Genomic DNA, 21,200 nt, shown 5'->3' on the forward strand with positions numbered 1-21,200 from the left:
ACGCCCGCGATAGCGGGCATGAGGGGTCAGAACGAGATCGTGATGCCAGCGTAATAGGCGCGACCCGGTTCGTTGTAGGTCGAAGCGCCTTCGTTTTCACGATAAATTTGCTTATCGAACAGGTTGCTAATCCCGGCGTTCAGGCGCAGGTCTTTCATTAGCTGATAGTTGCCGCCGATACCCACCACGGAATAGGAACCGACTTCATTGGTGGCCAGCACCCCATTTTCATTACGAATTTCCGCGTATTCGCGCGGTTTCTGCCGACCGTACAGGGTCCAGTTGACGTTCGCCGAAAACTTGCTGGTTACCTGCCAGTCAAGTAGGGTATTGATGGTGTATTTCGGAATAACGGACAACGGGTTTCCGGTATCTTTGTTTTCCGATTTGATCATATAAGTGGCATTGGTGCGCCAGCTGAGCGTATCGGCAATGACCGGAACCAGCAGCGTGCCTTCAAGACCTTCGACGACCGCTTTCCCGCCGTTCTCCCACTGCAGGATATTCGCCCCGGTAGCGGTATTACCCAGTATCTCGGTGCCGGAGACGATCTTGTTTTTGTAGTCGTTGCGGAACCAGGTGACGCCGGCGTTATAACCGTTCAGGTTAAACTCAAGGCCAATCTCCTTATTGATGCTGATTTCCGGATCGAGGTCCGGGTTTCCCAAAAGATAGCAGTTGCCATCGGCAATACTTATCGGGCAGCCGTTGCCCCGCGTAGAAAGCAGATACCCCTCGCTGGACTGATACAGGTTCGGCGCCTTAAATACCCGGGCAATACCTGCTTTGACCTTAAACATATCCCCCAGATCCTGCGACAGGTTCAGGCTCGGGCTCCAGTTGCTGCCGAAGTCGTTATGATAGTCGAAACGTAGACCCGGGATAATATTGGTGCCCGGCGTCGCTTCAATATTGTCTTCGAGATAGATACCGGTCAGGGTGGCGCTGTTTTTAGGGCTGCGTTGTGAAGGATCGCCGGAAACCCCGGGGAGCGCATCCGTGGTGGTGGTGGCCTGCATCGACGCCGGATCGTTCAGCTCATCGTGATTCCACTCCATGCCCAGAGTGAGGGTCTGTTCAGCGAGCCAGTTGAAGGGGAGATTCACCTCTGCGGTTGAGCGCCATGACTCCAGGCGGCTGGTGTCATAGACATCGCTGTTGATCATCCCTTCAACGCGGCCGGTGGTGCCCTCCTGCAGGCGAGTATTGTTGGTTTTTTCGTAGTAGACGCCCGCCTTTGACTGGCCCCAGTCCCATATCCCGTTATAGGTCAGCCCCCAGGTCTGTCGATACATCCTGTTTGTTTCCTGACCGTAGAGGGTGTCTACCAGGCCATTGGGGCTCATATTACTGTTGCTATACTGGGTATCGCCGGCATAGATATTGCCCTGCCGACTATAGGCGTAGCTAAAATCGATAATCTGTTGCGGCGTGACTTTCCATGACAGCAGGGCGTTAATATCTTTGTTGCGCACACCTTCACGGCCCGCGGCATAAGATCCATTTTGCGCGCGGTTAATATCCCAGGCGTCGGGTTCGGTTTTGTTAATGTTACCGTATAAACGCATGGTCAGGGCGTCCCCGGCCAGCGGTCCGTTAAGGTTGAAATTAGCCCGGTTAGTGGAGCCTTCTTTGTTATTTTCCGGCTGATTGGTATAAAGCGAAAGCGAGCCGTGCCAGTCGTTGGTGGGGCGTTTGGTGATGATATTGACCACCCCGCCCGCGGCGCCTGAGCCGTAGCGCGCTGCGGCAGGGCCGCGGAGAACTTCAATGCGTTCCACCATTTCCGGCGGCACCCAGTTGCTGTCGCCGCGGGTATCACGTTCGCCGCGCCAGCTATAGCGCACAGAATTGCGGGAAGTGACGGGCACGCCATCAATAAGGATCAGCGTGTTTTCCGGCCCCATACCGCGAATATCTATTTGACGATTGTTGCCGCGGCTGCCGCTGGCGCTGTTGCCGGTCAGGTTTACGCCGGGCATTTTACGGATGATTTCTGAGAGATCGTTAACCGGGGGAGCTTTAGCAATATCTTCCGCGGTGATGATCGAGACGCCCGGCTGCTGCTTCAGCGCCTCTTCGGCGGTTCCCCGTACCACCATGGTTTCGGTATCCTGCTCCACTTCTTCGGCAAAGCCAGCCGGACTGAACAAGCCTGCTATGGCCAGTGCTAGAGGAGTGGTTATGTGCTGTTTCTGCGGTCTCATGATAAATATCCCTATAAAATCGGGTTAAATTGAGATCGAGAATATCAATGATAATAATTATCATTACAATAACAGTGCGTTAATCTCCACAAAATCCTCACAATTGCCGCAACTTTCCGTGATCCGGTAGATATCATGAAGAAAACGGTTTTTTAATCCTGTTCAGAGAGCATAACAGTGGAGCAAGGGGGAGACGGCACGCAAAGCTGCGTGCCGGGAGAATGGCAGCTTAGTGGTTGTCATCCTGTGGCATATGGCGATAGATATAAACGCCGCTCAGCAGAGTGAAGACCAGCGTCAGCGCGGTCAGGCCGAAGACCTTGAAGTTGACCCAGATATTCTGCGGCAGCCAGAAAGCGATGTAGATATTGGCCAGTCCGCAAAGAATAAAAAATACCGCCCAGGCCAGATTGAGGCGCGACCACACCTGCTGCGGTAGCGTCAGCTCTTTCCCCAGCATGCGCTGGATCAGCGGCTTCTTCATCACCCACTGGCTAAACAGCAGCGCGCTGGCGAACAGCACGTAGATAACCGTTACCTTCCATTTAATAAACTCGTCGTTATGGAAGAAGATAGTCAATCCGCCGAACACGGCGACCAGCACGAAGGTAATGAGCGCCATTTTTTCGACTTTGCGATAGCGTACCCAGCTGTAGATCAGCACGATGGCGGTGGCGATAATCAGCGCGGTTGTCGCGGCGTAAATATCATATAGCTTGTAGAATGCGAAGAAGACTACCAGCGGTAAAAAATCCAGAAACTGCTTCATACATCGATTCCGTCGTTCAGATCGGGGCAGAAATAGCCCGCCCCGGATTAAGTTAGTTGCGAATAAGCATATACAAGCGGAATAAATAGATCAGCAACAATGCAGAGATCAGATTACTGAGGGTATTTATTACCACCGCGCCAACGTTCGGCGTCAGGACCGCGAAGCTGGATGCAAACAGCAGCAGCAGCGTTTTCGCCAGCAGCCAGCCGATAATCGCCGGCGCCACCAGACGCACGTTGGCCCAGGCCAGACGCATACTGCCACGCATGGCGCTGAAGATGCCGATTTTATCCTGCACCAGCATAACCGGTGCGAAAGAGAGCACGATAGCCAGCAGGACGCCAGGCACCACCACCAGCATCATCCCCATCTGCACGATAAACGTCGTCAGCAGGATCAGCAGCAGCAGCTTTGGCAGCACCGGCGCGGAAGCGCCGATCGCGCGCAGGGCGCTGACCCGCTGACCGGCGGAGATCATTTGAATCATGAGCAGAACGCCGCCGGCAAGGATGGCGTTGCCCACAAGACCGGAGAAAGTGGAAGCCGCAGAGGCTCGCAGCAGGATTTGCTGCTGCTCAGGCGTCATGCTCTGGACCAGTTCAAACAGCCCGCCGCTACCCGCCAGGCTATCGCCCTGGCTTAATATCGACAGCTGTTCTTCACTGGGTGAAAAGGCATGGCCAAGTACTACCGTAATGAACGCGCATAGCAGCGCAATCAGCAGGATAGTAACGAACTGATTGCGGAAAAAGTTCCCGGTGTCACGGTAGACGGACTTCGCCGTGATAGACATGCATTCTCCTTGAGTATTGCAGGTGTTAACTAGCCGGCGATTGTACCGCAAATCGCGGCGGGGTAGCAGTCTCTGCTGCTGCGCGCTAAGTATATCTTTGTAAATAGAAGAGGAAATCAGCGAAGCGCTGTTCGGAGTACCATAAATGAAGAAACTTGATATCACACGCTTATCACTGATTGTATTGAGAAAGTGAAAATTAATCTGGATCAATAAATGTTAAATTTGCCCACTTAATGTGATCTATGTTGGATCAAGCATACCTCTTTGTATGTATATTCTTGCGCTGAATAACCATAACGAGGAAGTGGGTATGAAAAAGTTAGCAGCGGCGGTTGTTATTCTGAGCAGTCTTTCCGGCAGCAGCGTCTGGGCGCATGAAGCCGGGGAATTTTTTATTCGCGCGGGTTCGGCCACGGTCAGGCCGACCGAAGGCGCGGGCGGTACGTTAGGCAGCCTGGGGGGCTTTAACGTCAGCAACAATACGCAACTGGGTCTGACATTCACCTATATGGCAACCGATAACATAGGCGTTGAACTGTTGGCCGCTACGCCGTTCCGGCATAAAGTCGGGACCGCGGCAACCGGCAATATTGCAACCGTTCATCATTTACCGCCGACGTTAATGGCGCAGTGGTACTTTGGCGATTCGAGCAGCAAACTGCGTCCTTACATTGGCGCGGGTATCAACTACACGACCTTCTTCGACGAAAGCGTGAACGATACGGGTAAAAAAACCGGTATCTCTGACCTGAGCCTGAAAGACTCCTGGGGAGCGGCAGGGCAGGTGGGGATGGACTATCTGATTAACCGCGACTGGCTGATTAACATGTCGGTGTGGTACATGGATATCGACACCACCGCCAACTATAAGCTGGCGGGCGCGCAGCAGCACGACAGTATCCGTCTGGATCCGTGGGTGTTTATGTTCTCGGCCGGATACCGGTTCTAAAGTCCCTGATAAAGCTGGTCATCGTGACCAGCTTTATTACGCTTTCTGACGCGTGGCGGATTTCCCTAAGTATCCCCCAGGTCGGCCGCAGCAACGACTACTCATTACCCCATTTATTCAGAAATACCGCGATATCATCAATGCGCTGGCGATCGATGCCCGCTTGTACGGCCATCTCTCCCTGCGCTTCCTCGCTGATTTCTTCGTTATTCATCAGGCGAGTAATCAACAGCTGGAAATAGCGCGCCAGAGGATCGCGTTCCGACTCGCTCACGGGCTCGGCGGACTCGGTCGAATACTCATCCGCAATGTCGTAATATTTCAGAGGTACTTCTTCGTGCATAAATCGCTCCCCGGTTGACGTTGTGCCTGTTTTTTCTGCCATGAATAATACCACTCCTGCCGGGCTTTAGCTCAGGAGCGACCAGAAAAACGCATGACCAGCCCACACCAAGCGAGACGGGCGCGGAAACTCCCCGTCATCGGGGGTAATAGCGTAAAAAACGAAAATTGACTGCCCTGAACTCGTCAGCACGCCATTAATACGCATAAAACTATTACCACGGCACCCGACATCCTCGATAATCCAAATACTCTAATCCGGGGCGATTTTGTTTTTCCAGCAGGATGTTCACCAGCGAGGGGATGGTCTCTGCAATGGTAAGCGGGGCGCTCTCGCCGCCGAGGGCCGTGCGGATCCAGCCCGGCGCCATGACCACCAGCGGATGCGATACGCAGGCAGGGCGGGCGGCAAAGCTGCGCATAAACATATTCAGCGCGGCTTTACTCCCGCGGTACAACTCGCGCTGCCCGCCGGTATTATTGCTCAAACTGCCTTGCCCTGAGGACATGACGCCAATCAGTCCCTGCGGTAACACGACATCTTGCAGACTTTCTATTACCCGCATTGGCGCGAGCGCGTTGGTCAACATGACATGAATAAACTCTTCCGTCGCGATTTCGCCGATGGTTTGTGTCGGATCGCGGTTGGTGGTGCCCGCGTTGACGAATAGCATATCCAGTACGCTATCGCTAAGCGCTTCGCGCAGCGCCGCGATCCCGTCATTATCACAAATATCCAGCGCCTCAATACGAACCCGTCCAGGATATGCTCGAGCCAGATGGTGCAGCGGCGTGGTTTGCGACAGATCGCGCACGGTGCCGATGACCTGCCAGCCATGCCGCAGAAACTGTTCAGCCATGGCGTGCCCAAGCCCGCGTGAAGCGCCCGCGATCAATACTGTTTTAGTGGAAGCGGCCATTGGTATCCTCCGGCTTAAATAAATGATGGGATAAATATAGGCTGGTGCTGTAGCAGGCGGAAGGCGCAGCATTTGCAATAATAAAGTGCATCAGACGCCATATCCTGGAATGGAGAAAAGATGACCGATCCCGATTTTAATTTACTGGCTGCGCTGGATGTGCTGTTGAGCGAGAAGAGCGTTGCCGGGGCGGCAAAGCGGCTTGAGCTTAGCCCGTCGGCGATGAGCCGTACGCTGGCGCGCTTACGGCAGGTAACCGGCGACCCGCTACTGGTCAGAGCCGGGCGAAAAATGGTGCTGACTCCCCATGCGGAAAGTCTGCAGGCGCGGGCAAAAAACGTCGTCACTGAGATGCGCGCGGTGCTTAATGCTTCGCCTGCGCCGCTGAGTTTATTGACCCTTGAGAAGCGATTTACGTTACGTACCAATGAGGGATTTATAGACGTTTTTGGCCCGGCGCTGGTGAACGCTGTCGCACAAGAAGCGCCGGGTGTGACGCTGGAGTTTGCCGCGAAGTCGGAGAAAAATGCCCGATTTCTACGCGAGGGGATGGTGGACCTGGAAATTGGCGTACTTGAAAATATGGGGCCTGAGATCCGCCTGCAGGCGCTGTTTCGCGATCGCTTTGTCGCCGCACTGGCCAAAACACACCCGTTAGCCGCCTTTGCCGATCTGTCGCGAGAACAATTTGTTTCCGTAGGGCACGTCATAGCCTCCCGTCGCGGGGCGATCCGAGGGCCGGTTGATGAAGCGCTGGCGGCATGTGGAATGAGCCGCAGAATTGCCGCGGTGGTGCCTGCTTTTTCCGCCGCGCTGGCCGTTGCCCGGGATTCTGAACTTATCGCCGTTGTCCCGGCCTCCTGTCTGCGGAGCGCGGCGGGAAAAGAGATGATCGGTTTTCCTCTCCCGGTGAGCGTGCCGGAGATAACGGTGTCACAAATGTGGCATCCTCGCCAGCAGCATGAATTAGCGCATCGCTGGCTAAGGCAACTGGTGCGCAGAGTATGTCGGCAGCCATAAAAAAAGCCCGCACAAGTGCGGGCAAAAATACTGGAAGCAATGTGAGCAATGTCGTACCGAATACCTGAGTTGATTACTCAACCATTCTGTAATGAGAAAGATAATATTTCTCATTTGATATATCAACCACAACTTTTGTGCGGAATCATTTTTTAATCGACGATAAAAATGGTGCGTTTCTGGCGGTTATCCTGAGGCCACGCCGTGGCGATCTGGGGAGTGGTGGCGATGGTAAACCCGCCCGTAGCGGTCAGCCGCTGGGACATTGATAGGCTGCCAATATCGCTGCCCATCAGCTGCAGCGGCGCGGAGCGCAGTACCGCTCAGAGCAATATCGGCGGCGGAAAGGGCAGGTGAAAAAGCTGGAAGCCCTGGGGCTGGCGCGAAAGCAGCCCAATGCGAAAGACCGGCGGATTAGCGAAGTGACGCTCAGCGAAGCGGGCCAGGAGATGATTACACGCATTGCGCAAGCAAGAACGCGGCTGATGAATGAGGTGCTGGCGGGGTGGACGCAAGATGATGTGCTGGCGCTATTTTGTCTATGCCGGCAGATTGCAACAGAAATAGCCGCCCGGCGCGGGACCGGACGGCGGACTAGCTTACGCGGCTTTGGTGGCGGCCTTCAGACTTTGCGCAAAGGCTTTCAGTTCGGCGAGCATAGCCTGCGGGTCGTTCACGTTCCGCTCGATGATTTTGACGATGGCAGAGCCGGAAATCGCGCCGGCTGCGCCTGCGTCAATCGCCGCGGTCACCTGCTCCGGCGCCGAGATGCCAAAACCCTGCAGCGGCGGCGCGGCGTGGTACTCGGCCAGCTTTTCAATCAGATGATGCAGCGGCAGCGCGGCGCGGTTTTCCGCACCGGTCACGCCCGCCCGCGACAGCAGGTAGGTATAACCGCGACCGTAAGAGGCGATCTGGCGCAGCAGATCGTCATCGGCATTCGGCGGGCAGATGAAAATCGGCGCGATGTTATGGCGCAACGCGGCCTGGCGGAACGGCGCGGACTCTTCCACGGGGACATCGGCGACCAGTACGGAATCGACGCCTGCGCGTTCGCACGCGGCGTAGAATTCATCAATGCCCGGACTGAAGACCAGGTTGGCGTACATCAGCAGGCCGATCGGGATGGTCGGATGCTTTTGACGAATTGCTGTCAGCATTTCAAAGCACTGGGCGGGCGTGACGCCTGCGGCAAATGCGCGCAGGGTGGCGTCCTGAATCGTCGGGCCGTCAGCCAGCGGGTCGGAGAAGGGAATGCCCAGCTCCAGCGCGTCGGCGCCCGCTTCAATCAGCGTATCGATAATTTTCAGCGACTGTTCCGGATTCGGATCGCCGAGGGTGACGAAGGGAACAAACGCGCCTTCCCGGCGAGCTTTCAGTTGTGCAAACAGCGTCTCATAACGTTCCATCAGATTTCCCCTCGCGCTTTTAAAATATCGTGTACGGTGAAGATGTCTTTATCGCCGCGGCCGGAGAGGTTAACCACCAGCAGCTGCTCTTTTTCCGGGTTTTCACGCATCATTTTCAGCGCGTGCGCCAGGGCATGGGAGGACTCCAGTGCCGGGATAATCCCCTCATGGCGGGAGAGTTCTTTAAAGGCATCCAGCGCTTCGTCATCGGTAATTGACACGTAATCGGCGCGGCCAATGCTGTTCAGATACGCATGCTGCGGCCCTACTGACGGGAAGTCCAGTCCGGCGGAGATGGAGTAGGACTCCTCAATCTGCCCCTCTTCTGTTTGCATCATCGGCGATTTCATACCGAAGTAGATACCCACCCGACCGTGCTTCAGCGGCGCGCCGTGCTCGCCGGACTCAATACCGTGACCTGCCGGCTCCACGCCAATCAGGCCAACAGCGGTTTCGTCGATAAAGTCGGCGAACATGCCGATGGCGTTCGATCCGCCGCCGACGCAGGCGATAACCGCATCCGGCAGGCGACCTTCTTTCTCGAGGATCTGCGCTTTGGTCTCTTCGCCAATCATGCGCTGGAATTCACGCACGATGGTCGGGAACGGGTGCGGACCGGCGGCGGTGCCGAGCATATAGTGGGCTTTTTCGTAGCTGCCGGACCAGTCGCGCAGGGCCTCATTGCAGGCGTCTTTCAGTGTAGAAGAACCGCTATGTACCGGGATCACTTCAGCACCCATCAGGCGCATGCGGAAAACGTTCGGCGACTGGCGTTCGATATCCTTAGCGCCCATATAGATACGGCACTTCAGGCCGAGCAGGGCGCTGGCGAGCGCAGAGGCAACGCCGTGCTGGCCGGCGCCGGTTTCGGCGATGATTTCCGTTTTACCCATCCGTTTCGCCAGCAGCGCCTGGCCGAGCACCTGGTTAGTTTTATGCGCGCCGCCGTGCAGCAGGTCTTCACGCTTGAGATACAGCGTGGTGCGGGTGCCTTCGGTAAGGTTCCGGCATTTGGTCAGCGCCGTCGGGCGACCCGCGTAGTTTTTCAGCAGGTCGGTAAATTCAGCCTGGAATGCCGGGTCTTTCTGCGCGCTGACGAACGCTTCTTCCAACTGGCGCAGGGCGGGCATCAGGATCTGCGGAACGTACATCCCGCCGAATTCGCCAAAGTAGGGGTTCAGTAAAGTACTCATTATTGCTCCTTAATATGCGCGCAGCGTTTGAAATACAGAGGACAGTTTGCTGGCATCTTTAATACCCGGCTGCGACTCTACGCCTGAATTAAAATCGAGTCCGGCACAGCCGCTTTTGGCGGCTTCCACACAGTTATCGGCACCGAGGCCGCCTGCCAGCAGAACGTTCCGCAGGTCCTGACCTTGCAGCAGCGACCAGTCGAAACGCTGGCCGGTGCCGCCTTGACCATTGTCGAAAATATATTTATCGACGTGATGCAGATTGCGCTGCGGTAGGGTTTCGCCGACGCTGAGGGCCTTCCAGATTTGCACCGTTGCCGGAAGTTCGGCGCGCAGGGTATCAATATAGGCCTGGTCTTCGCTGCCGTGCAGCTGTACCGCGGCTAAGCTCAGATTTTCCACGCGGGCGACAACTTCCGCCACCGGGGTATTGCGAAACACGCCGACGTAGCTCAGTGGCGCGCTATCGATGACGGCTTTCGCCTGAGCGTCATTCACCGCTCGCGGCGACGTCGGGACAAAAATCAGGCCGCCGTAGATCGCGCCGGATTCATACGCCACCTGAGCATCCTGGGGGCGGGTCAGGCCGCAGACCTTATTCTCGCCGAGCAGCACGCGCTTCACGGCGGCGTTCAAGTCGGCGTGCTCCATCAGCGCTGAGCCAATGAGGAAACCATTGGCGAAGTGGCTTAGTTCACGCACTTCTGCATAGGTATGGATACCGGACTCGCTGATCACCGTGACCTCATGACCGAGCTTAGGCGCCAGGGTGCGGGTACGGTTGAGATCAATCGACATATCGCGCAGATCGCGGTTGTTGATGCCGACCACTTTCGCCTTCAGCGCAATCGCGCGCTCCAGCTCCTCTTCATTACTCACTTCGGTCAGCACGCCCATGTTCAGGCTATGCGCAACGGCAGACAGCTGGCGATACTGCTCATCATCCAGCACTGAAAGCATCAGCAGACAGGCGTCGGCCTGGTAGTAGCGCGCCAGGTAAATCTGGTAAGGATCGATGGTGAAGTCCTTACACAAAATCGGCTGCGGCGCGACCTTGCTGACGATCGGCAGAAAGTCGAAGCTGCCCTGGAAATATTTCTCATCGCAAAGCACCGAGATAGCCGAGGCGTAGTGCTTGTAGACGCCGGCGATGGCCGCCGGGTCAAAATCATCGCGAATCAGCCCCTTTGATGGCGAGGCTTTTTTGCACTCGAGAATAAACGCGGTGCGGGTTCCGGCGAGGGCGTCATAAAAATTGCGCTGCGTCGGTACCACTTCATTTTGAAAACTGGCTAACGGTTGTTGTTGTTTGCGGGCTTCTACCCAAATCGCTTTGTCGGCCACGATTTTTGCTAAAACGGTCTGCATTATTTACCCTCTTGCCGCTAATGCGGTCACTCTGTCATAGGCCGCTCCGCTGTGCAGCACATCGATGACCTGCTGCGCGTTGGCCTTCAGATCTTCGTATCCATGTAAACGCATCAACATGGCGACGTTGGCGGCAACGGCGGCTTCGTGAGCGGCCTCGCCTTTACCTTGTAGCAAGCGCGTAAGAATGTCACGGTTTTCTTCCGGCGTGCCGCCTGCCAGCTGCTCCTGATGGTAAGGCGTCAGGCCAAAGTCGGCGGCGGTCAGCTGGTAGCTCTTGATTTCGCCATGGTTCAGTTCCGCGACCACCGTCGGCGCGTGCAGCGATACTTCATCCATACCGCCGCTATGCACCACCGCGGCGCGCTGGTAGCCCAGCACGCGCAGGGTTTCCGCAATCGGCAGCACCAGTTCAGGGCTATAAACGCCAATCAGCGCCAGAGGCGGGTGGGCCGGGTTGATCAGCGGCCCAAGCACGTTAAACAGGGTGCGGGTTTTGAGCTGCTGACGGACCGGCATCGCGTGACGGAAACCGGTGTGATACTTCGGGGCGAACAGGAAGCAAACGCCCAGTTCATCCAGCGCCTGGCGAGATTTATCGGCATTCATATCGAGGTTGATACCGAATGCCGCCAGTAGGTCGGACGATCCTGATTTACTCGATACGCTGCGGTTGCCGTGCTTCGCGACCTTCAGGCCGCAGGCGGCGGCAACGAAGGCGCTGGCGGTCGAAATATTGATACTGTTGCTGCCGTCGCCGCCGGTACCAACGATGTCGGCAAAAGGGTAGTCCGGGCGCGGGAACGGCGCGGCGTTTTCCAGCAGCGCGGTGGCGGCGCCAGCGATTTCCTGCGGATGCTCACCGCGCACCTTCATGCTCACCAGCGCGGCGGCCAACTGCTCGGGTTTGACTTCACCGCGCACCACCGCAGAGAACAGCTGATGGCTCTCCTGCTGGCTCAGGGTTTCGGCCTGGTACAGTTTTTCCAGAATCGGCTGGAGGGTGTTGGTCTGCTCCAGCTTCTGCAGCGCCCAGGCCAGGGTTTGCTCCAGCAGGCGTGCCCCCTGGGTGGTCAGAATTGACTCAGGGTGGAACTGGAAGCCGCAGACGCGATCCGCGTCGTGACGCACCGCCATCACCATTCCGTTGAAGTGGGCGTTGATGGTGAGTCCTGCCGGGATATTGCTGCCCACCAGCGAGTGATAGCGGGCCACCGGCAGCGGGTTGCTCAGACCGGCAAACATCGCCTGTCCGTCATGTTCAATACTGGAAGCCTTACCGTGGAGGATTTCGCCGGCCTGGCCGACGTAGCCGCCGTAGGCTTCGACAATCGCCTGGTGGCCGAGGCAGATACCGATAATCGGCAACTTGCCGCGCATGCGGGTTAGCAGCTCTGGCATACAGCCGGCTTCGCTCGGCGTCCCCGGACCGGGAGAGAGCATCAGTACCGGGTTTTTCATCGTGCCGATGCGCTCAATCAGCGCCTGCGCCGGGACGGAGTTGCGGTAAATCACCACGTTATGGCCGTTCGAACGCAGCTGGTCTGCCAGGTTATAGGTAAAAGAATCGATATTATCGAGCAGCAGAATGTCGGCCATTAGAAAATCTCCTTCGCGTGGTGGGCCTGGGCGATAGCGCGCAGCACCGCGCGAGCTTTATTACGGGTTTCATCCGCTTCTGACTGGGGAACGGAGTCGAGCACGATACCGGCGCCGGCCTGGACGGTGGCGACGCCATCCTGCACGTAGGCGGAACGGATAACGATGCAGGTATCGAGGTCGCCGTGGGCGGTAAAGTAGCCCACCGCGCCGCCGTAGCTGCCGCGGCGTTTGCCTTCAGCGGCGGCGATAAGCTGCATGGCGCGCACTTTCGGCGCCCCGCTGAGGGTGCCCATATTCATACAGGCGCGGTAGGCATGCAGAACGTCAAGATCGCGGCGCAGCTCGCCAACCACGCGGGAGACGAGGTGCATCACAAAGGAGTAGCGGTCGACTTTGGTCAGGTCGGCGACGTAGCGGCTACCCGGCGTACAGATGCGCGCGAGGTCGTTACGCGCAAGATCGACCAGCATCAGATGCTCGGAGAGCTCTTTATGGTCGGTGCGCATCTCCAGCTCAATGCGGCTGTCGAGATCGCGATCCAGCGAACCGTCGGCGCGACGGCCGCGCGGGCGGGTACCGGCGATCGGGTAGATTTCAATCTGGCGATTGGTGGCGTCATACTTGAGAGAGCTCTCCGGAGAAGCGCCGAACAGGGTAAAATCGTTGTCCTGCATAAAGAACATGTACGGGCTCGGATTGCTTTTTTTCAGCACATCATAAGCGGCGAGCGGCGACGGGCAGGGCAGCGAGAAGCGGCGCGACGGCACGACCTGAAAAATCTCGCCCGCGCGGATGGCGCGCTGCATTTTACGCACCACGGCGCCGTACTCTTCGTCGCTCTGGTCGCAGTCGCAGCGCATCTCGGCAACCGTAGTCACCGGCAGCGGCAGCGGCGGCTCGTTCAGCTGCTGACGAAGCTGAGCGATCCGCTCAAGCAGACGCTGCTTTTCGCTTTCCAACGGCGTAAACAGGCTCGCCTGGATACGGGTGTTTTTGGTCTGATGGTCGATAACCAGCAGCGTTTCCGCGAGATAGAAGCAGTAATCCGGGCAGGCGGTGTCGTTTTCCAGCGATGGCAGGTCTTCAAAACCGGCGACCAGGTCATAGGCGAACAGGCCGCCGAAGAACATGGCCTCGCGCTCGTCCTGCGGAACGGTAACCAGCTCCTGCAGCAGGCGAAAAGCATCGAAGACCGAGAGTGAACATAAGCGGGCATCTTCATCTAACAGCGCGCTGACCGGCGGGAAGGTTAATACCCGGCTATTTGGCTGACGCTGATTATTGATGCCAGCGGGCAGGGCGCTATCCAACAGTTCCAGCAGCGCCGTACCGTTGGCGGACAATGAGTGAATAGTGACAGTGTCACCAAGTGCGGTAATGCGCAGGGCGCTGTCCACCAGCAGCAGGCTCTTTAAATCATCCTTGCTGTCGATATCAGCGGATTCCAGCAGTAGGGTGGCTGGACGCGCGCCGCAGATCTGGTGGAACAATGCCGTGGGGTTTTCCCGATAGATGGCGTCGCTGGTGAGAAGCTCGAGTGCCGGTTTTGATGTTTGCATTATTGTTGTCGCCTGTTCGCTATAATAATTTGTCCAATAAAAAGCCCGCTCATTGGCGGGCCGGGTATCTGTATGCTGAGTGCAAAACGCGATCACGCCGCCCGATAACAGGAGGTGCGCCACCAGCCGTGCAGAGTGATAAATTGCGTTTTCATCGTTAATACCCCTTCATGTGAACTTGCGTACTAGTTAACTAGTCCGGGAGATTAAAGTCAACCCCTGTTTGCAGATTTTCTCTCTGAGTCGGTATGATGATGCGCTTATTGATATCCTGAATCACTTAAGCTGCAGAATCACAGTCAATCTGCCTGTGACTTAAAGTATGACGGGTACAGGTTCATGTCCAGCAGGAGTCATCTTGAGCAACACCAATTACGCAGTGATTTACGACCTGCACAGCCATACTATCGCCTCTGACGGGCGTCTGACTCCAGAAGAACTTGTCCATCGCGCCCACCAGATGCGCGTCGGCACCCTGGCGATTACCGACCACGATACCGTGGCGGCAATTCCCGCGGCTCAGGCTGAAATTGAACGCGCCGGCTTACCGCTGGCGCTGATTACCGGGGTGGAAATTTCCACATTGTGGGAAAATCATGAAATTCACATTGTCGGGCTGAATATCGATATCGGCCATCCGGCGATGACCGCGCTGCTTGATGAACAGAAAGCGCGTCGCCAGATGCGGGGCCAGCAGATTGCCGAGCGGCTGGAAAAAGCGCGGATCCCCGGGGCCTGGGAAGGGGCGCTGAAGCTGGCGGACGGCGGTGCAGTGACGCGCGGCCATTTTGCCCGTTTTCTGGTGGAGGCCGGCTATGCCAACAACATGGCTGACGTTTTTAAGAAGTATCTGGCGCGCGGGAAAACCGGTTACGTTCCGCCTCAGTGGTGTACAATAAAACAAGCGATTGATGTCATTCATCATTCTGGCGGTAAGGCGGTCATTGCCCATCCCGGGCGCTATGACCTTTCCGCCAAGTGGTTGAAACGTCTGTTGGCCCACTTTAGCGAACAGGGCGGGGATGCGATGGAGGTGGCGCAATGTCAACAGGCGCCGCACGAGCGCGCTCAGCTTGCCGCTTACGCCGTGCAGTATGGCCTGGATGCCTCGCAGGGGTCTGATTTTCATCAGCCCTGTCCGTGGATCGAACTGGGCCGTAAACTTTGGCTGCCCGCGGGCGTAGAAGGGATCTGGCGCAGTTGGGAAGTGGCCGTAGAACAAAATTGAGAGGGAAATATGAGCCAGTTTTTTTATATCCATCCGGAAAACCCGCAGGCGCGGTTAATTAACCAGGCGGTGGACATTGTGCGTAAAGGCGGGGTCATCGTCTATCCGACCGACTCCGGTTATGCCTTAGGCTGTAAAATTGAAGATAAAGGCGCGATGGAACGGATTTGCCGGATCCGTAATTTGCCAAACGGTCACAACTTTACTCTGATGTGCCGCGATTTGTCCGAGCTATCGACCTATTCATTCGTCGATAACGTGGCCTTTCGTCTGATTAAAAACAATACGCCGGGTAACTACACCTTCATCCTCAAGGGCACCAAAGAAGTCCCGCGCCGCCTGTTGCAGGAGAAGCGTAAGACTATCGGGATGCGCGTGCCGTCCAACCCGATTGCGCAGATGCTGCTGGAAACATTGGGTGAGCCAATGCTTTCCACTTCCTTGATGCTGCCAGGTAGCGACTTTACCGAATCCGATCCGGAAGAGATCAAAGATCGTCTGGAGAAGCAGGTGGACCTGATTATTCACGGCGGCTATCTGGGCCAGCAGCCGACCACGGTTATCGATCTTACCGAAGACGCGCCGGTCGTAGTGCGTGAAGGTGTCGGGGACGTGACGCCGTTCCTGTAATGACGCCTGTTTCCATGGAAGGAATCGTCATGTAATGAATCCCCGCTCGCCGCTTTTATTTGCCGCCGTTCAACGCGGCGCAATGCCGCGCGCCTTTTGATGGTTCATCCTCTGCAAAAGACCCTATTGTGCTACCTGGCTTCCATCAGCGCGCCATGCGCCCGGACGGAGGTGCGCGGTAAGTTGTGCTATGCTCGTAACGCAAAGAAGCATTCATCTTAAAGTTCGTGTACCATGTTCGCCCACGCGAGAAGGCGTGTCTCTGTTATGTCTGCTGTTGCAACATAGATAACGGCACGCGCTGATGCAAAAAAATTTTACAGAACAGGGTGTTAGGTTTCATTTTGCCTCACGTCCTGTTTTTCGAAGTATACCAGACGCCTGGGAAGGCGACACCTTAAGGAAGCTCAATGAGCGAGAAATTACAAAAAGTGCTGGCCCGCGCTGGCCACGGCTCCCGCCGTGAAATCGAAGCCAAAATCGAAGCTGGCCGCGTCAGCGTCGATGGCAAAATCGCCACCCTTGGCGATCGCGTTGAAATTGTCCCGGGTTTAAAAATTCGTATCGACGGTCACCTGATCTCGGTGAAAGAGTCTGCGGAACAGATTTGCCGCGTGCTGGCCTACTACAAGCCGGAGGGCGAGCTCTGCACCCGTAACGACCCGGAAGGGCGTCCGACGGTGTTCGATCGTCTGCCAAAGCTGCGCGGCGCGCGCTGGATTGCCGTTGGTCGTCTGGACGTGAATACCTGTGGCCTGCTGCTGTTTACCACCGATGGTGAACTGGCGAACCGCCTGATGCACCCAAGCCGCGAAGTGGAACGTGAATACGCAGTGCGCGTGTTTGGCCAGATAGATGATGACAAGCTGCGCCAGCTTTCTCGCGGCGTGCAGCTGGAAGACGGCCCGGCAGCGTTCAAAACCATCAAGTTTACCGGTGGCGAAGGGATTAACCAGTGGTATAACGTCACGCTCACCGAAGGACGTAACCGCGAAGTTCGCCGCCTGTGGGAAGCCGTTGGCGTACAGGTCAGCCGCCTGATCCGCGTGCGCTACGGTGATATTCTACTGCCGAAAGGCCTGCCGCGCGGCGGCTACACCGAGCTGGACCTGGCGCAAACTAACTACCTGCGTGAGCTGGTCGAGCTTACGCCGGAAACCACCTCTAAGGTCGCCGTCGAAAAAGATCGCCGTCGTATGAAGGCCAATCAGATTCGCCGCGCGGTTAAGCGCCACAGCCAGGTGAGCAATAATAATAACAACCGTCGTTCCAGCAGCCGTAATAACGGTAACGGTTAATTATTCCAGTTCCGGCGGTCACCGCCGGAATTCTCCCTCCTGTGACTCCTTTCACACTTCTGCATAAAGACAAAAAACAGGAAATGCCCGGACAAATAACGCAAAGCGGCGCGCCAGGCGACGCCATATACTGAGGCCACTGATTATATTAACAGGTAGCCTAAAATGGAAACAGCAGGAAAACTTTCGGCAAGCTATGTGGTTATCGGCGTTAAAGAAAAAATAGGGTACGGTTTTGGCGATTTCGCCTCTAATTTATCCTTTGGTTTCGTTTCTCTGTTTTTACTTTTTTTCTATACCAATATTTACGGCATTAGCGCCGTACAGGCGAGCCTGATCTTTGTTATTGCCCGCGTGGTTGATGCGGCATTTAATATTCTGATTGGTTTTGCCATCGATAAAACCCACAGCCGCTACGGTAAGCTTCGACCCTGGTTGTTGTATGGTTCAATTCCGCTCGGCTTCTTAACGGTGCTCTGCTTTGTGCCTTTCGGCGGTGAGGCCAAATTCTACTTCGCACTGATTTCCTATACTATTTATTGCCTGGCCTATACGGCGGTAAATACGCCTTATTCGGCGCTGACCAACCGTTTAACCCAGCATGAAGCCTCCCGTTCATCGCTGTCGGTATACCGGTTTGTCCTGGCGATTGTTGGCTATCTGATTGTGTCCACTACTGCGGACAGGCTGATTTCCCCGTTTAGCGATAAACAGCTGGGGTACGTCTTCGCCGTCTCTTGCTTTGCGCTGCTGGCGACGTTTTTGTTCCTTGCCTGCTTCGGGATGACCAAAGAGCGCGTTGGTGAAGAAGAGGAAGAGACTCCGGCGCCGACGCTGCGGGAAATGTTGAAGGCGGTGGCAGGCAACGCGCCGCTAATTAACCTCTCGATGTTCACCGTCTTTTTTTATATTGCCTATACCGTGTGGATGGCGATCGCTATTTACTTTATCAAATATATAATTGGTAGCGAAGGTTTTACCTCAACCTTCTTTATGATTCAGTCGGCGGCTTATATTGTTGGTACCGTTATTTCGGAAAAAATCATTGCGTTGATAGGTAAAAAGAAAATGACGCTGGTGGCGCTGTCGATCGGCGTTGTGGGCGTACTGATGCAATATTTTATTGCCGGCGACAATATCTGGCTGATCATGACCGGCGTGTGTCTGTACAGTATTACGCTGGGGATGGGTTTCGTTTCAATGTGGTCAATGATTGCCGATACCGTGGAATATGCCGAGTGGCACCATGGGGTGCGCACCGAAGGCGCAATTTACGGTTTCTTTAATTTCATTACCAAAATAGCGATGGCCATCGGCGGCGGCTGCGCGGGCTGGATGCTGGACTATTACCACTATGACGCGGGCAACATTACCGCCAGCGCGATTAACGGCATTAACGTACTGATGACGCTATTCCCCGGCGCGATGTTTGCCCTCAGCGCCCTCTTTGTCGCCTGCTATTCGCTGGATGAAAAAACCTATCGCGATATTGTGCAAAAGATCAGCCTGCGTAAACAGAACGCGCTTTAACCTCAGGGAGTCAGAGAGATGAGTAACGATTTTAACACCACCCTTGCCGCGATGAGCGCGGAAGAGAAAGTAGCGCTGTTGACCGGCAGCGGTCTGTGGCGCACCGCCTCGCTGCCGCAGCACGGTATCGAAGATATCATTATGACCGACGGCACCTACGGCGTGCGCTACAGTAGTGCGCAGATTGATGGCCGGGAAAAGTGGAGTATGGATGATTTTATCTCGGTCATCACCCAAACCGCAGACCAGGCCAGCGCGGAAGAGCCAGTCGCGAAAGGGGGGAGCGAGGCGCTATTCAGCACTTCGCTACCGGCGACCTGCTTTCCAAACGGTTCCAGTCTGGCCTGTAGCTGGGACGTGGAGCTGGTGCATCAGATGGGGGAAGCGCTGGGGCGAGAGTGTCAGCAAATGGGCGTCGGGATCCTGCTCGGGCCCGGCATTAATATTCGCCGCACGCCGCTGGCCGGGCGCGGCTATGAATATTACGCCGAAGATCCGGTGGTCAGCGGCGATATTGCCGCTGCGCTGATCAACGGCCTGCAGCAGGAGGGCGTCGGAGCCAGCCTGAAGCATTTTGCGGCCAATAACTCGGAATATCGCCGCACGGAAATGGATTCGATCATTGAAGAGCGGGCGCTACGGGAAATCTACCTGGCAGGTTTCCAGCGGGCGATTGCAAAATCCCAGCCGTGGACGGTGATGTCCTCCTACAATCGTCTTAACGGCGTACAAACTTCGCAGGATCCATTTTTACTCACTCAGGTATTGCGCGATGAGTGGGGATATGACGGCCTGGTCATGTCCGACTGGTATGGTATTAAAGATCGTCCCGCTTCGTTGATGGCGGGCAACGACCTGGCGATGCCGGAAACCCGCCGCGATAAACACAGCTTGCTGGCGGCTATCGAAGGCGGAGAAGTTCCGATGGCGGTGGTGGACCGCGCTTGTCTACGCATGTTGGAACTGCTCGACAAGGTTCAGCGCCATCGCCGCCCGCAAACGCGAGCCGATTTTACGGCGCACCACGCGCTGGCGCAGCGGCTTGCCGGTGAATCCATCGTCCTGCTGAAAAATGAAGAGGGTCTGTTGCCGCTGCGTCCGGAGAAAACGCCGCGCATCGCGGTGCTGGGTAAACCGGCGCAGGAGCCGGTGATTCAGGGATCTGGATGTGCGACCACGGTACCGTATCTTCTCGATCGCCCGCTGGATGAAATTTTCGACCTCGCCGGTGACGATTTTAGCGTCACCTCGGCCGTAGGCGCGCCGGACGATCTGCGCGATGACGAACAGGCGCTGGCGCAGGCCTGCCGCGTGGCAAAAGAGGCAGACGTGGCGGTACTCTTCGTCAGTACTGCCGTAGGCGAAGATGGCGAAAATGGCGATCGTCAGGATCTGCATATTCTGCCGGTGCACGAACGGTTAATTCGCGAAGTGGCGACGGTCCAGCCGAATATCGTGGTGGTGTTGGCGAATAGCGATGCGGTGGTGATGCCGTGGCTCGGCGAGTGCAAAGCGCTGCTGGAAACGTTCTTTGCCGGGCAAGGGATGGGGCGCGCGGTGGCGGAAATCCTGTTCGGCCAGCGTAACCCCTGCGGCAAACTGACGGTAACGGTGCCTAATTCCCTGGAGGAAACGCCGGCCTGGCTGCACTATCCGGGCGAAAACCTGCGCCACTACTACGGAGAAGGGCTTTTTGTCGGCTATCGCTATTATGACAAACGTCGCCTGACGCCACAGTTTCCGTTTGGCTTTGGCTTAAGCTATACCCGGTTTGCGTACGATAATATCGCGCTATCAGCCTCCCGATTAGGCGCAGACGAGACGCTTACCGTGTCGTTCGACCTGACCAACTGCGGAGAGTATGCGGGCAAAGAGATCGTCCAACTGTACGTCAGCGCGCCGAAGGGGGAGCTGATTCGCGAAGTGCAGTCATTAAAAGCGTTCAGCAAAGTGGTGCTGGCTGCCGGAGAATCCCGGCGCGTAAGCCTGCAGCTGCCCATTGCCGAACTAGCCTGCTACCATCCGGGCCTGGGCGATTGGGTGGTGACGCCGGGAATCTGGCAGGTTCGCGTCGGCGCCTCATCCCGGGATCTGCCGTTAATCGCGGAAATGGAGGTAGATTGTCCGCAGCGGTACGTACCGCTGCGCGATGATAACTCTCTACAACAGCTTATCCAGCAGCCGGAGGCCTTTGACCGCGTCGTAATGCTGATTGCCGATAAGAGTCAGATGCCAGCGGAGCAGGTGCGTGAAAAACTGATTCGCCTGGCGCCGGATCTGTTCTGCGGACTGCTGATTGCGCTGACCGAATTCCTGGCGCTGGATATTGAGCGCGACGAGCTTAACGCGGTGTTGGCGGGCGCTAATCATTGATAAT

Annotated in this window: 17 protein-coding genes, 2 pseudogenes and 1 other annotated feature; of the genes and pseudogenes, 8 read left to right on the forward strand and 11 right to left on the reverse strand. The window is 56.3% G+C overall.

Annotated features, from left to right (window positions below; all coding sequences use genetic code 11):
• Window positions 1-26 precede the first annotated feature (26 nt).
• The 3 genes from IYV58_RS11460 to IYV58_RS11470 form a co-directional block, all read right to left on the reverse strand.
• Window positions 27-2,207 (reverse strand): TonB-dependent siderophore receptor, encoded by a 2,181-nt coding sequence (locus IYV58_RS11460; RefSeq protein ID WP_142446095.1) that lies wholly within the window; start codon window positions 2,205-2,207, stop codon window positions 27-29.
• Between the two features lie 229 nt (window positions 2,208-2,436).
• Window positions 2,437-2,976 carry a septation protein A gene (locus IYV58_RS11465; protein ID WP_004101360.1) on the reverse strand — a complete coding sequence of 180 codons (540 nt, stop codon included), beginning with the start codon at window positions 2,974-2,976 and terminating at the stop codon, window positions 2,437-2,439.
• Window positions 2,977-3,028: 52 nt separating this feature from the next.
• A complete protein-coding gene (locus IYV58_RS11470; RefSeq protein ID WP_004121298.1) occupies window positions 3,029-3,772 on the reverse strand; it encodes a YciC family protein in 744 nt (247 codons plus the stop codon).
• 313 nt (window positions 3,773-4,085) lie between these two features.
• Here IYV58_RS11470 and ompW point away from each other — a divergent pair, with 313 nt between their 5' ends.
• Window positions 4,086-4,724, forward strand: a complete 639-nt coding sequence (ompW, locus tag IYV58_RS11475) for an outer membrane protein OmpW (protein ID WP_004121296.1) — start codon at window positions 4,086-4,088, stop codon at window positions 4,722-4,724.
• A 97-nt stretch (window positions 4,725-4,821) separates the two neighbouring features.
• On the opposite strand, the gene IYV58_RS11480 is transcribed toward ompW, so the two are convergent.
• The gene (locus IYV58_RS11480; RefSeq protein WP_004121288.1) at window positions 4,822-5,067 is read right to left on the reverse strand and encodes a YmjA family protein; all 246 of its coding nucleotides are present in this window, start codon (window positions 5,065-5,067) and stop codon (window positions 4,822-4,824) included.
• 214 nt (window positions 5,068-5,281) lie between these two features.
• On the reverse strand, window positions 5,282-5,986 hold the full coding sequence (locus IYV58_RS11485; RefSeq protein WP_195729615.1) for an SDR family NAD(P)-dependent oxidoreductase: 705 nt from the start codon (window positions 5,984-5,986) through the stop codon (window positions 5,282-5,284).
• A 120-nt stretch (window positions 5,987-6,106) separates the two neighbouring features.
• Between IYV58_RS11485 and IYV58_RS11490 the strand changes: the two genes are divergently transcribed.
• Window positions 6,107-7,006 carry a LysR family transcriptional regulator gene (locus IYV58_RS11490; protein ID WP_154902490.1) on the forward strand — a complete coding sequence of 300 codons (900 nt, stop codon included), beginning with the start codon at window positions 6,107-6,109 and terminating at the stop codon, window positions 7,004-7,006.
• A 152-nt stretch (window positions 7,007-7,158) separates the two neighbouring features.
• Here the strand turns inward: IYV58_RS11490 and IYV58_RS11495 are convergent.
• Window positions 7,159-7,329: pseudogene (locus IYV58_RS11495) on the reverse strand (zinc-binding alcohol dehydrogenase family protein); the annotation flags it as partial.
• A 24-nt stretch (window positions 7,330-7,353) separates the two neighbouring features.
• Here IYV58_RS11495 and IYV58_RS28295 point away from each other — a divergent pair.
• A pseudogene (locus IYV58_RS28295) lies at window positions 7,354-7,572 on the forward strand (MarR family winged helix-turn-helix transcriptional regulator); the annotation flags it as partial.
• Window positions 7,573-7,605: 33 nt separating this feature from the next.
• On the opposite strand, the gene trpA reads toward IYV58_RS28295, so the two are convergent.
• The 5 genes from trpA to IYV58_RS11520 are packed head-to-tail and all read right to left on the reverse strand — an operon-like array spanning window position 7,606 to window position 14,137.
• On the reverse strand, window positions 7,606-8,415 hold the full coding sequence (gene trpA / locus IYV58_RS11500) for a tryptophan synthase subunit alpha (RefSeq protein ID WP_004121283.1): 810 nt from the start codon (window positions 8,413-8,415) through the stop codon (window positions 7,606-7,608).
• Complete coding sequence (gene trpB / locus IYV58_RS11505) at window positions 8,415-9,608, reverse strand: tryptophan synthase subunit beta (protein WP_004121281.1); 1,194 nt, start codon at window positions 9,606-9,608, stop codon at window positions 8,415-8,417. Before trpB ends, trpA begins: the two co-directional genes overlap by 1 nt.
• A gap of 9 nt (window positions 9,609-9,617) precedes the next feature.
• Window positions 9,618-10,976, reverse strand: coding sequence for a bifunctional indole-3-glycerol-phosphate synthase TrpC/phosphoribosylanthranilate isomerase TrpF (gene trpCF / locus IYV58_RS11510; RefSeq protein ID WP_004121279.1), 1,359 nt, complete (start codon window positions 10,974-10,976; stop codon window positions 9,618-9,620).
• A gap of 3 nt (window positions 10,977-10,979) precedes the next feature.
• The gene (gene trpD / locus IYV58_RS11515) at window positions 10,980-12,575 is read right to left on the reverse strand and encodes a bifunctional anthranilate synthase glutamate amidotransferase component TrpG/anthranilate phosphoribosyltransferase TrpD (protein WP_004121277.1); all 1,596 of its coding nucleotides are present in this window, start codon (window positions 12,573-12,575) and stop codon (window positions 10,980-10,982) included.
• Complete coding sequence (locus IYV58_RS11520; protein WP_004121274.1) at window positions 12,575-14,137, reverse strand: anthranilate synthase component 1; 1,563 nt, start codon at window positions 14,135-14,137, stop codon at window positions 12,575-12,577. Before IYV58_RS11520 ends, trpD begins: the two co-directional genes overlap by 1 nt.
• A 35-nt stretch (window positions 14,138-14,172) precedes the next feature.
• Window positions 14,173-14,268, reverse strand: a sequence feature (Trp leader region).
• A gap of 227 nt (window positions 14,269-14,495) precedes the next feature.
• Here IYV58_RS11520 and rnm point away from each other — a divergent pair.
• The 5 genes from rnm to IYV58_RS11545 all read left to right on the forward strand — a co-directional run bounded on the left by rnm (window position 14,496) and on the right by IYV58_RS11545 (window position 21,196).
• On the forward strand, window positions 14,496-15,365 hold the full coding sequence (gene rnm / locus IYV58_RS11525) for an RNase RNM (protein WP_004121271.1): 870 nt from the start codon (window positions 14,496-14,498) through the stop codon (window positions 15,363-15,365).
• Window positions 15,366-15,374: 9 nt separating this feature from the next.
• Window positions 15,375-15,995, forward strand: a complete 621-nt coding sequence (locus IYV58_RS11530; protein WP_004121270.1) for an L-threonylcarbamoyladenylate synthase — start codon at window positions 15,375-15,377, stop codon at window positions 15,993-15,995.
• Between the two features lie 410 nt (window positions 15,996-16,405).
• The gene (gene rluB / locus IYV58_RS11535; protein ID WP_004121268.1) at window positions 16,406-17,293 is read left to right on the forward strand and encodes a 23S rRNA pseudouridine(2605) synthase RluB; all 888 of its coding nucleotides are present in this window, start codon (window positions 16,406-16,408) and stop codon (window positions 17,291-17,293) included.
• Between the two features lie 165 nt (window positions 17,294-17,458).
• On the forward strand, window positions 17,459-18,823 hold the full coding sequence (locus IYV58_RS11540; RefSeq protein ID WP_087829256.1) for an MFS transporter: 1,365 nt from the start codon (window positions 17,459-17,461) through the stop codon (window positions 18,821-18,823).
• 18 nt (window positions 18,824-18,841) lie between these two features.
• Window positions 18,842-21,196 carry a beta-glucosidase family protein gene (locus tag IYV58_RS11545; RefSeq protein WP_195729616.1) on the forward strand — a complete coding sequence of 785 codons (2,355 nt, stop codon included), beginning with the start codon at window positions 18,842-18,844 and terminating at the stop codon, window positions 21,194-21,196.
• The last annotated feature ends 4 nt before the right edge of the window (window positions 21,197-21,200 follow it).

This window comes from Klebsiella sp. BDA134-6 (assembly GCF_015601345.1).
GTDB classification, from domain to species: Bacteria; Pseudomonadota; Gammaproteobacteria; order Enterobacterales; family Enterobacteriaceae; genus Klebsiella; species Klebsiella grimontii.